Source organism: Echinicola shivajiensis, from assembly GCF_018642165.1.
In the GTDB taxonomy this organism is placed as follows: Bacteria; Bacteroidota; Bacteroidia; order Cytophagales; family Cyclobacteriaceae; genus Echinicola; species Echinicola shivajiensis.
In genome coordinates, this window is sequence record NZ_JAHHZM010000001.1 from 1,068,143 (window position 1) to 1,080,406 (window position 12,264).

The 12,264-nt window shown below is 38.7% G+C and carries 7 protein-coding genes; 4 read left to right on the forward strand and 3 right to left on the reverse strand.

Annotation, left to right across the window (positions count from 1 at the left end; genetic code table 11):
• Positions 1 to 23: 23 nt before the first annotated feature.
• Complete coding sequence (locus KMW37_RS04115; protein WP_215223302.1) at positions 24 to 3,635, reverse strand: DUF1592 domain-containing protein; 3,612 nt, start codon at positions 3,633 to 3,635, stop codon at positions 24 to 26.
• A 600-nt stretch (positions 3,636 to 4,235) separates the two neighbouring features.
• Positions 4,236 to 4,829: a DUF4202 domain-containing protein gene (locus KMW37_RS04120; RefSeq protein ID WP_215223303.1), complete on the reverse strand. Its 594-nt coding sequence runs from the start codon at positions 4,827 to 4,829 to the stop codon at positions 4,236 to 4,238.
• 276 nt (positions 4,830 to 5,105) lie between these two features.
• Between KMW37_RS04120 and KMW37_RS04125 the strand changes: the two genes are divergently transcribed.
• Complete coding sequence (locus KMW37_RS04125) at positions 5,106 to 6,257, forward strand: DUF4221 family protein (RefSeq protein WP_215223304.1); 1,152 nt, start codon at positions 5,106 to 5,108, stop codon at positions 6,255 to 6,257.
• A 106-nt stretch (positions 6,258 to 6,363) separates the two neighbouring features.
• Here KMW37_RS04125 and cobA read toward each other — a convergent pair whose 3' ends face one another.
• On the reverse strand, positions 6,364 to 7,134 hold the full coding sequence (cobA, locus tag KMW37_RS04130) for a uroporphyrinogen-III C-methyltransferase (RefSeq protein WP_215223305.1): 771 nt from the start codon (positions 7,132 to 7,134) through the stop codon (positions 6,364 to 6,366).
• Positions 7,135 to 7,287: 153 nt separating this feature from the next.
• Here cobA and nirB point away from each other — a divergent pair, with 153 nt between their 5' ends.
• The 3 genes from nirB to KMW37_RS04145 all read left to right on the forward strand — a co-directional run bounded on the left by nirB (position 7,288) and on the right by KMW37_RS04145 (position 12,250).
• On the forward strand, positions 7,288 to 9,780 hold the full coding sequence (gene nirB / locus KMW37_RS04135; protein WP_215223306.1) for a nitrite reductase large subunit NirB: 2,493 nt from the start codon (positions 7,288 to 7,290) through the stop codon (positions 9,778 to 9,780).
• 46 nt (positions 9,781 to 9,826) lie between these two features.
• Positions 9,827 to 10,204, forward strand: a complete 378-nt coding sequence (gene nirD / locus KMW37_RS04140) for a nitrite reductase small subunit NirD (protein ID WP_215223436.1) — start codon at positions 9,827 to 9,829, stop codon at positions 10,202 to 10,204.
• 168 nt (positions 10,205 to 10,372) lie between these two features.
• Positions 10,373 to 12,250, forward strand: a complete 1,878-nt coding sequence (locus tag KMW37_RS04145) for a DUF4153 domain-containing protein (RefSeq protein WP_215223307.1) — start codon at positions 10,373 to 10,375, stop codon at positions 12,248 to 12,250.
• Positions 12,251 to 12,264 lie beyond the last annotated feature (14 nt).

A 12,264-nucleotide genomic window follows, 5' to 3' on the forward strand; every position in this document is an offset into this window, starting at 1 on the left:
CCGGTTCTATCTTATTTCCTAAATTAATTCTCACCCCTAAAAGAAGGACTCAATACGATATGTTCAATTACTGACCGGAATCGATAATCATCAGATCTCACTTCTCTAACAATGGCCTCAATTTCCCTTTCATCCACAAAAGTCACATCCCTACCTAAAGCATAAGAAAACAAATGCTTCACCAAAGACCGGGTAAAATCATCCTGCTTCATATTTAAAATATACGACTTTATTTCATCAATTCCTTCAACTTTCTCTCCACCAGGAAGTTCCGCTTTAGTATCGATTGGTTTTTCCTTTGCCACGGTCTGGAATCTTCCCACTGCATTATAGTTTTCAAACACTATTCCATAAGGATCTATCTTTTTATGACAATCCATACAAGCAGCTTTATCCCTATGCACAAACAACTGTTCCTTCAAAGTCAATTCTTCAAAACCAGGAGTTTCAGGATCAAGCTCTGGAACATTTGGTGGAGGAGCAGGTGGCCTGTCTCCCAAAATCTTGGTTTTAAGCCATACAGCCCTTTTAATGGCATGCGCTTGAGTTCCGTCTGAATGCCCGCTTAGGAATGCCCCTTGAGACAATAATCCTCCACGATGCATATCCGGCGTAATCGCAACTGGTCTAAAATGACTTCCCTTAACGCCCTCTATGCCATAAAACTCAGCCAAATTTTGATTCAGCATGGCAAAATCCGACTCAATCATATTCATAATACTCAGATCTTGCTGTAAGACATAATGCATAAAATTATAGGTCTCTTCAGCCATATCCCTTTTTACAAATCGGGTGTAATCGGCATATTCATTGACATTGGTACTCATGGCTTCATGACGGTCCACCCTAAGCCACTCATTACTGAAAGACCTAATCATATTCCAGACCCTATCGTCTTTAACCATTCTAGCGACCTGCTTTTTCAAATTCCTACTTTTATGCAAGTCCTCATCTTCCGCCAATTCCAGCAATTCATCATCAGGCGCTGAATCCCATAAGAAATAGGCTAATCTTGATGCTAGGAAGAATTCCTTTTCCTCCTCTTCTGTATCCTCCTCTGGCTCTGCCAAATAAATAAACTTAGGAGAACAAAGCACTGCCACCAAAACTTCCTTAACACCATCCTCATAACGTGGATAGTCATCCTTAACTCCTCTCCAGAATTCCATATAGGGCTCCAGTTCCGAATTCTCAATAGGTTTGCGGTAAGCCCTCTCCATAAATTTCTTAACCACCTCTTTGGTGTAAGCCTCCTTATCATCTTCCTTAGAGGAAGGGAAGAAGATTTCGGTATGGCTCTTAGGAGGCCAAACAGGATAATAAGGAGCCTCAAACTCCAATTCATTGATCAATAGTGGCGGACCGGAATCCTCATTGTCTTTTACCAAATAATCATTCCATAATCCCAAGATCATGATATTGGCCAAAATCTCTGTTTCAACCGTATCGATCATAGGAATTGGCAAGTTCTCCAACCTTCCCTTGAAAGTCAGGTGCTCAAAATCCCCCACCTTGGAGCTTACCGTCTTGAAATCATCAAAAGTTTTATAATCCATCCCGTCATCAGTTCTAGAACCGGCAAAGGTCCTGATAACAGGCACATCATTTTCATATTTCTGACGACTCTTTTCAGCTTCTGATTTCAACTGTACTGTTACTGGATGGTCTTCAGGGAATGGACTTATGGTTACTTTACTAAAGCCTGTAAAGAATTTCCCACCAATGGTGAATTTATGTTTCCCTGCTTTCAAATACGCCATAGTCAATGCCGTATGCATTTTGGCAAGGTCTTTTTGGTCATCCATAAAGTGGAAACGCTCCTCCAGCTTGAACTTGTCCAATCTCATTTCCAAGGAAGGCATTCCATCAGCACCTACATAAGGATGTTCAAAATCAATTTGATAATACCCGTCTTTTGGAGCTTCAAACTCATAATATGCCCAGCTAGGATTGGTAAGGTCTTTAGGTCTATAGAAATCCTCTTTCTTTATCAGATTCTCTGATTTCAAAGCTTTTGAGGCTTCTAGAACAATGGCTCCTGGAAGATTTTCAGCTGGCTGGTCGTTTCTTAAACTTATCAAACCTTCTTTCTGTATCTCCCACTGATATCCACGGGAAGCTTTTACCCTCAACTCAAAATTACCCTGTTCAGGAAAATGCTTCCTGAACAATAATTTCAAATTAGGGGATGGACCTTGCCAAGACTTAGGCGTTACCTCTTTGTGCGGCAATGCCGAATAAAGGATGATCCCTTCATCTACTACTTGATACCTATCGGCATGAGACCCTCTCATCCCTACCCCAATATCTTTCTTGATTCGGTCTAGCTCAGCCTTACTTGCACTGTCTTTCCCTATTTTTGGCTGACCATTTTCATCTAATATCTCTACTGTAAAATCATCTGAATTAATGGGCGCACTTTGGTAACCACCAATCATCCCTGCAGTCTTTCCCTTTCCAATGCCTTTGCCAAATTTAATCCTATAGTGAATGCTTTCTGGTTTCTTTTCTGAAACAATTGCCTTATTCAGGGCACCCCGGGCTATTTGCTTATAGTACTCTATATGCAATGGCGACACCTGTAGAACCTGTCCATTATTACTGAAACCCATTTCTGACTTTGCATCATCTGGAAGGACTTCTCCGAATTTAACAGGAACATATAATAATTCAGACAATGTATTGCTGTACTGATCCTTGGTCAATCTTCTGATCACAGGCTGTTGTTCAGATTTCTTCTGTGCCACAGCTTGGTGAATTGATGCCGTAATCCAATCTACCAATACCCTTCTTTCCTCATCTGTAAGTTGCTCTTCATCTTTTGGAGGCATCTCACCGCTGTTTACCATATTTAACATGGCTCTCCAGGTTTCTGCATCATGGCCCTTTACCATGTCCGGATTAATATCATCTAACCTAAGCCCCCCTTTCTTTTCATCTTCATTGTGGCAGCTAACACAATAATTCTGGGTAATGGGATCAATATCTTTTTCGAAGGCATATTTTGCCAAGGTTTCATCCACTTCACTACTTTCCATGGCTACCAAACCATCCAATGCAAATGGGTCATCTCCTAAAAAAGCTCTTACTTCTTCTGGCAAATCCTCAGTAAGATAATTAGAGCCATGTGTAAGGGATCCACCATAATGGCCGGTAGCACTCAAGAACAAAATATTTACCAATAACAACGCCCTGTAGGACAATAGTGGTTTATCTTCTTCATCAATATGATAGCGCAAGGCCAATAGCCAAATACTTATCAAGGCGGTTCCTAAACCTAAATACTTGTGCCATACCATCACTTCACTACCATATCCGCCACTACCTGCCAATAATGCACCCACAATTACTGTAGGAATAGATGTAATTACAGCCAACCAAAGCAATAAGGTACAAGCAGGTTTCAAGCCTAGTGAAGGAGAAAAATATTGCGCCAATTCCAAAACAAAAAGCGCTATTAATACACCGATGGGCAAATGCACCAATAAAGGATGCAGCTTGCCTAAAAACAACAGGGTCCAATGTGCCCCTTCTTCTCCAAATGGAATAAATACAAATGCAAGTAGGAGTGCGGAAAGTACCCCTGCCCCTAAGGTTATTTTTTTTGCATTTAAATTTTTAATGGTCTTCTCCATCAGTACGCTATCCTATTATTTTATAATGGGGTAATGATTTTGGAATAAAAACATTCCTTAATTACCATGATTCTCATTATTGCATGATAAACCCCTTGTAAAAAAGCAAATACCAAAACAATAATATTTTAAAAACTAACTCTACAACAAATTCTTAGTCTATAATATTATCCATAAGCACTCACATTACCAACCATTTTACCACAAACGGACAATATACGTTATGAACCTGTTAAAATAATATCAGCCAACTTATCACAACCGATTGCATTTGCACATTTCGTACTGGAAATCAAACACATAAACTTTCCCAAAAAAATGCTTATGCCAGCAGAATTAAAAAATAGGATTTGGAACTTCACTTATAAAAAAGTATTTTGGGTACTAAAGAGGAATAAACAAAAAAGGATTTCTTCAAAGGTAGCAGGCCATAACCGCCCTACTTTATGCCTGAGGTCACGTCCCCATGCTATTGAAAACCAAGGGCAATAGCTCCTCCTATTTTCACCCTTAGTTCACCTCAATCGTGTAAAAATGGGGCTGCTCAAAATAAGGAGCCCCTAAATTTAAATGATCAATCAGTCTTCTACGAGAAAACTTTTAAGCAGCCAAAGCTTTTTTCACAATAGTCAAGGCTGAATCAGAGTGTTTCATTGCCAAAGCAGCCTCATGTCCTTTTTCTGACATTTTTCTCCATGTTTTTTGAACAATGTCCACCAGCTTTTCTTCCTCATTCTGATGTTTTACAATAAAATCATCAAAATAATATTTTAGGAATACCAAACATACCACATCCTCCAGAGCCTGAACATCGGGATCTGTTTTCAACCTTCTTTTGTTAAGAAGATCATCTACCATTTGGATCTCCTTTTTCTCATAGCCATGCTTTTCCATAATTGAACCGGCAAGCTCACCGTGAAATTTCTTCAATTTGGTTCTCCACATCAAATACCCCTTTCTATCCATAGGAAAATCTTCTCTCGGGATGGCCCATCTTTTAATGTGTTGACATCTGGCCGCCAGACGCAAAGTCTCTGAAGCATCAGGACAAAACTCCAGTAGCATTCCTGACATTCTATGCCCATATACCAACTCCTTGGCGACTTCCTTACCGTTAATTAATTCCTTATGAGGGTCTTCAGCATTAATTGCATCAATCTCCTCTATGGTTTTATCAAATTTATTTGCTGTCATAATTCCAAAATTGTAATCAAAAATCAATTTAGGAGGATTTCCCCTTAGAAGGAAAATAAATAAGGGTAGTGTTCTTGGTGAGAATCAATACAGAAGGAGGAATAGTATTGAGTATTAGGTCTTGAGTCTTGAGTCGGGAGTATGAATTCTATTAGCCTCTTAATAAAGCTTAATCTATGTTAACAATCTTAAAATTATTTTTTCATTCCCCTGATTAACTAGATATTAAAACAAAAAACACTCACTAATCTTCCATTTAACCTTTACTTTTCCAATATGAAAAACTTAGTTTTTGGAGTGCTGATGATCCTATTTTATTCATGTCAAATCAAAGACAAAAATCAAACCTTGAAATCCATCAACTATTCTATAGACACTGTTTTCATAGATTCCAAGGGAGAAATACTGGACCTTAAATACAATTTGGATAACTCTGGGTTGTCAAATAATAAAAGTTCACTTTATAATTTAAATCATTTTGACTTTAGCCTAGAGAAAATAGACCTTACCCAAAAAGAGCTTGTTTCCAAAAATTATTTTCAAGAAAATGGCCCGCTCGGTGTAGGTAGCAGCTTCACCAGTTTTCATGTATTTTCTGATGATAAAATCTTGGTTTCAAATGATTTCTACTCAGCCAAAATATTCAATCATAATGGGGATTTCATTAAAAAAATATCCTTAAGAGATGAAAAATGGAAAGGTGAACAACTAAAAGAAGAAGAGATATCTCGAAAAAAAATATTCCTGAGAAACTCTATTGCTAAACTTTTCACCATCATAAGTGTAGAAGGACCTCTAAAATCAAACAAGTCAGAATTGGCCGTATTGGATTTCAATAAAAAACTTATTTCAAGATTCAATATTGACCCCTATCAAAAATTCAAATCCCACTCCCATTCTGCTCCTGATAATTATTACATGTCACCAAGAATTTATTTATCTGAAGAAAACAATCTCGCATTGGTTTCTCATGAATTCACCAATGAAATTTATTGGTTTGACAATTTATCCAATGAACTTCAACTGGTGGACTATAAAAGTACTCTCACCCCCAATGAAGTAGAATTAAAAGTCAACAATCGTCTTGGGACTAGAGAGGAATTTTTTGAAGGCTATATATCCATGTTGTCACAAATACGATTTGGTCCTGTAGTTTATGACGAACTTAATGAACAATATTATAGACTTTCATACCAACTTGAATTTGAAGAATCCCCCAACCAGAACTCAGCATTTCCAAAAGTCTCAAAAAGAAAAACATTCATTACTGCTTTTAATAAAGAATTCAATCTTGTAGCAGAAGTTTTAGTTCCTGAACTAGATTTCACTATCCCTCACTATTTTGCCAAAGATGGCAAAATATGGATTTTCAATAATAACAATGATGAATTGGCATTTGTTTGTATTCAGCCAAGTATTAATGAATAAAAAAACACAATGTATTAAGAATGGAGCAAGGAATCCTGAAAATCAAAAAGGAGGAGTTTTAAAATTGAAGGCGCCTGTCTTTTTTCAAATACCAGCCTAACTTCTATTACCTCATCTTTAATCCTTGCCCCTCCAAAAAGGCACTCAAAGATTTACCTCTTTCCTTGACCACCTGACCGATTACAATAATCGACGGGGCTTTCAGCTGCTCTTTTTCTTGGATCTCCATAATGTTCTCAAGCTCAGCTGAGATAAATCGCTCATCAGGCTTACTACCATTTTGAATCATAGCTATGGCTTCCTTCCCTCCACGGTATTGCATAAACAAATTCACAATTTCAGGCAACTTTTTTACTCCCATCAATATAATTACAGTGGCGGAAGATTGGGCAGCAAACTTCAGATCCTGCGCCGTAGAGTGATCCTTCAAAGTTCCTGTCACCACCCAAAAACTTTCGTTTACTCCTCTTTTTGTCAAAGGTATCCCCGAAAGTCCTGGCACAGACATGGCACTACTTATGCCGGGCACATATTCTGTAGGAATACCAAATTGCACTGCATATTCCAATTCCTCATGTCCCCGGCCAAAAACATATGGATCACCACCTTTCAATCTTACCACATGTCCACAGTTCTGCGCATAATTGACAATCATCTTGTTAATCTCTCTTTGCTGCCTTGAATGCATACCGGCCCTTTTGCCCACAAAGATCTTAATAGCTGATTCAGGTGCGTAAGCCAAAAAATCCTCATTGGCAAGTGCATCATATAAAATCACATCCGCTGTTTTGAGCACTTTTATGGCCTTTAAGGTAATCAGCTCTGGATCACCAGGACCAGCTCCCACTATCGATAACTTCTTATTTATTCCTTTCATACTTGTTTCTACTTAGTTACTGAAACAAAATTAAGTATTTTTATACGTATTTTTACGTATTAATAAATTTAATTCATAACTTAGCCTCCGTAATAAATCTAATAATCAGTCAAATTACTTAGAAATCAGCCAAACCTATAAACCAATAATCGTATGACAAAGATAGCAGTAATCGGAAATGGAATGGTCGGCTATAAGTTTTGTGAAAAACTTTGTGCACAAGAAACCGCAAAGGATTTTGAAATCACCGTATTCGGGGAAGAACCTTGGCCAGCCTATGACAGGGTCCATCTAAGTGAATACTTCTCGGGATCCACCGCTGATGACCTGATTATGGCACCTAGATCTTGGTATGAAGACAACAATATCACCCTTCACACCAATGAAATGATTGTAAAAATAGATAGAGAGCAGAAAAAAATCATTTCACATTCTGGACATGATTATTCCTATGACAAACTGATATTGGCCACGGGTTCTGGGGCATTTGTTCCACCTATCGATGGAGTGGACAAAAAAGGCGTCTTCGTCTACCGTACTTTAGAGGATTTAGATGCCATCATTGAATATTCCAAAAAAGTAAAAACCGCAGCAGTTATAGGTGGTGGATTATTAGGATTAGAAGCAGCAAAAGCGGTCATCGATATGGGGCTCAAAGCCCATGTCATAGAGTTTGCTCCTAGGCTAATGCCCAGACAGCTCGATGAAGCGGGATCAGCTACCTTACAATCAAAACTAGAAGAGCTAGGCATAAAGATTCACCTCAACAAAAATACCAAAAAGATCAGAGGTAATGGTAAGCTCGAATCCATGAAATTTTCCGATGACAGTGAATTACCAGTAGAAATGTTGATCATCTCAGCAGGAATCAAACCAAGGGATGAACTAGCGATAGATTGCGGTCTCCCCACAGCTCCTCGTGGAGGCGTCATCGTCAACGAGTTCTTGCAAACTGAAGACGAAAATATTTTTGCCATTGGGGAAGTCGCTTCCTACAAAAACATGGTTTATGGTCTGGTAGCTCCTGGTTATGAAATGGCCAGCCAAGTAGTCAACCAATTGGTCAATGAAGAAGTCAAACCTTTTATGGGCTTTGATATGTCTACCAAATTGAAACTGATAGGTGTGGATGTAGGCAGCTTTGGAGATCCATTTGGAGATTTTGAGCCTTCCAAGCCAATTTTTTATGAGAATAAAAACAGCGGAATATATAAAAGAATTAATGTTTCCATAGATGGCAAACGTCTATTAGGAGGGATTTTGGTTGGTGATGCCTCAGCTTACAATATGCTATTGCAGATGTGCCAAAACAAAATGCCTTTACCTCCTGAGCCAGAGGACTTGATTTTAGGAGCCAGAGGAGGCAAAGAAGCAGTAGGCGCTGGAGTGGAAAGCCTTCCTGATGAAGCACAAATTTGTTCCTGTGAAAATGTTAGCAAAGGAAACATATGCAGCTTAGTTGAAAATGACGGCATTACCAAAATTGAGGAAATCAAATCCTGCACGAAAGCAGGAACTGGCTGCGGAGGCTGTATGCCAATGGTCAATGACTTGTTGAAACACCAGCTAAAAGCCATGGGCAAATCGGTAAAAAATGTGCTTTGCGAACATTTTGATTATTCCCGACAGGAGCTGCTTGACTTGGTTAAAGTAAAAAAAATCAAAACCTATAATGAACTTCTAAATCAATTCGGACAAGGTGATGGCTGTGAGGTTTGTAAACCAGCAGTGGCCTCCATTTTGGCCAGCACCTGGAATGAGTTGATCACTAAGCAAGATACCATTCAAGACACGAACGACAGATTCCTTGCCAATATACAGCGAGGCGGAACCTATTCAGTGGTACCAAGAATCCCGGGAGGGGAAATCACCCCGGAAAAACTTATTGTAATCGGGGAAGTTGCCAAAAAGTATGGCCTTTATACCAAAATCACCGGAGGTCAAAGAATCGATTTATTTGGAGCACGAGTGGATCAGTTACCTGACATTTGGGAAGAATTGATCAACGCTGGATTTGAAAGCGGTCATGCTTACGGCAAATCCTTAAGAACAGTCAAAAGCTGTGTTGGGAGCATCTGGTGCCGATATGGAGTACAGGATTCTGTTTCATTTGCCATCCAGGTAGAAGAAAGATATCGAGGGCTGCGTTCACCTCATAAACTCAAAGGTGCTGTTTCTGGCTGTATCAGGGAATGTGCAGAAGCCCAGAGCAAAGACTTTGGTATTATAGCCACTGAAAAAGGTTGGAACCTTTATATCTGCGGCAACGGGGGATCAAAACCTCAACACGCCCAGCTATTGATCAATGATGTAGACACTGAAACTTGCCTAAAGTTCATTGACAGGTTCCTGATGTTCTATATCCGTACGGCTGAGCCCTTAACCAGGACTGCCACTTGGTTGAACAAATTGGAAGGCGGACTGGAATATGTTCGAGATGTAGTGGTCAATGACAGTTTGGGAATCGGAGAGGAACTGGAAAGAGAAATGCAGTTCATGATCAACACCTATGCCTGCGAATGGAAAGAAGTGGTCAACAACCCTCATTTAAGAGCCAAATTCAAGCATTTCCTTAATGCAGAGGAAGAAGATCCAAACATTGAATTCCAGGATATGAGGGGACAAAAAATCCCAACTCCTTGGTAATTCAAATGAATAGTCCCTTGATCCCTTAACACTAAACAAAGACATGATGATTTCAGAATTGGAAAAATATAAAACAGCCGACACTTCCAAAGTCACGCATTGGTACAAAGCCGCTCCTGTGGACCGTTTCCCAGAAGATGGTGGAGCATGTATCAAATACAAAGATCTTCAAATTGCCATTTTTAACTTTACCAGAAGGAGCGAATGGTATGCCTGTCAAAATCTTTGTCCACATAAAATGCAGATGATTTTGTCGAGGGGAATGATTGGATCATTTGAAGGCGAACCAAAAGTAGCGTGCCCATTTCACAAGAAAACCTTCTCTTTAAAATCAGGCAAGAACCTTAACGGTGACACCTGCGACATAGCTACCTACCCCATTAAGATTGAAGATGGATATGTATTTGTAGGCTTTGAGGAATAAAAAAAATGAAAGCATAGGTAAGTCCACCAAAACCTAAAGACAGATTGGTAGATAATCAATTAGTAGTAGACCTATTTTTCGCAACTAAGCAGGGTTTGATTTTTAAACCCTGCTTTTTTAGTTTATTTAATGTAAATTATAGTTCAAAGCACTTGCCATATTTGAACTATGAGACTACTTTCGGTAAGATACCTGCGCGACCAAGCACAAAAATCATTTAATAGATTTCCTTGGGTAATTATTTCCCCAATCCTGGCAGTATCTTTTGCCAACTACAGCGTTGAGTTTGAGTCCTCCTCCAAAAACCTTTTTCCTTTTGTAAATGGTATGCTGGTAGCTGCATTGGGAATATCCCTGTTTTTCGGCATTATTATCTACGCAGAAAAAAATGATTTTTCCAAAAGTCAAAAATTGATTTTGGAACTCATAGGTCTGGCTGCTCTGGTTGCCATTTATTTCACTCTACCTAATGGTCTAAACAGTCAAAACACTGCCTTACCCTATTACCGCTTTGCAATTTTCAGCCTGTGTTCCCATCTCATGGTGGCATTTATGCCTTATATAAAAAGCAGTCAGACACTGGACTTTTGGAACTACAATAAGATCCTTTTTCTGCGCCTGGTCACAGGGCTGCTATTTTCAATGGTCATTTATATTGGGATAGTCTTGGCCATGATGGCTCTCAACTTGCTTTTTAACATTGAATTTGAGGGTGAAATCTTTTTGCAGGTATTCATTTTTGTCATTGGAGTCTTCAATACCTGGTTTTTCATTTCAGGTATTCCAGAAGATTTTAAAGAAATAGAACTGGAAAACACTTTCCCAAGGGAATTGAAAATCTTCAGCCAATTTATTCTTCTCCCACTGCTAGCCCTTTACTTATTGATACTTTATGGTTATTGTATCAAGATCATCATCAATTGGGACTGGCCTCAAGGGGTAGTCACCTACTTGATCATTTCAGTTTCAACACTAGGAGTTTTGGCCTTGCTCCTATTATATCCATACAGAAATGATAAGGAAGAGGCATGGATAGTAATTTTTTCTAAATATTACTATTATCTATTACTGCCTTTAGTAGTCGTTCTATTTTTAGCCATTGGAATCAGAATAAGTGAGTATGGCATTACCATAAACCGCTATTTGATTGTCTTATTAGGAGTTTGGCTGACCTTTACCTGCTTTTACTTTATCTTAGGCTATCAAAACATCAAAATCATCCCCTCTTCTCTTACCTTACTTTTATTACTGGCCTCCTTTGGGCCTTGGGGTATTTTCTCTATTAGTGAAAACAGTCAGTTCAACAGGTTGAAAACTATTTTAACAGCATCTAATGCTCTAAAAGACCAAAAACTGGTTCAAGAATACCAGTGGGACAAAAGCCAGTTACCTGAACTACAACCTATGAAGGGTCAATCCATAAAACTATCCTTGGACTCCGCACAAAAAGAAGAAGTAAGATCAATTGTAAGCTACCTTTCAGATCATCACGGATTGGAAAAAATTGACCCTTGGTTTACGCAGGATTTGCACGAAATAATGATTGCCATCAAAAAATCCCCAGAAAGTCCCCGATATTTTGACCAGTCAAGGCTTTATTTGGAGACCATGGGACTGGACTTTTCCAATATATCCTATCAAAAGCAACATATCATTCGTGCAAAATTAAATACGCACAGCACCCAAACAACCGGCTTTGACTACCTAAGTCCTTTCCACTTGAACCAAAAAGACAGCACAACTATTTATGCAGGGGGCCAAAAATATGAAATATCCATTTCCAAGGATCAAAAAGGTATTCTAATTCAAGATGGTCAAGAACAAATCAATCTATTTCTTTCCCCTATAATTGAAGAAACACAATCACTTTCAGGAAGTGAAGAAGAAACCATCATCTCCCCCAACCACCTGATGATCAATAGCAAAAAAGGAAAATACAAACTAGAACTACACCATATTAGGTATACTAAAAATCTAGATCAGGAAATTAAGATCAATAGCCTATCCGGAAATTTACTTATTAATCTAGGGAAAGAAAATAATTAATCTTTAGTTTTTTA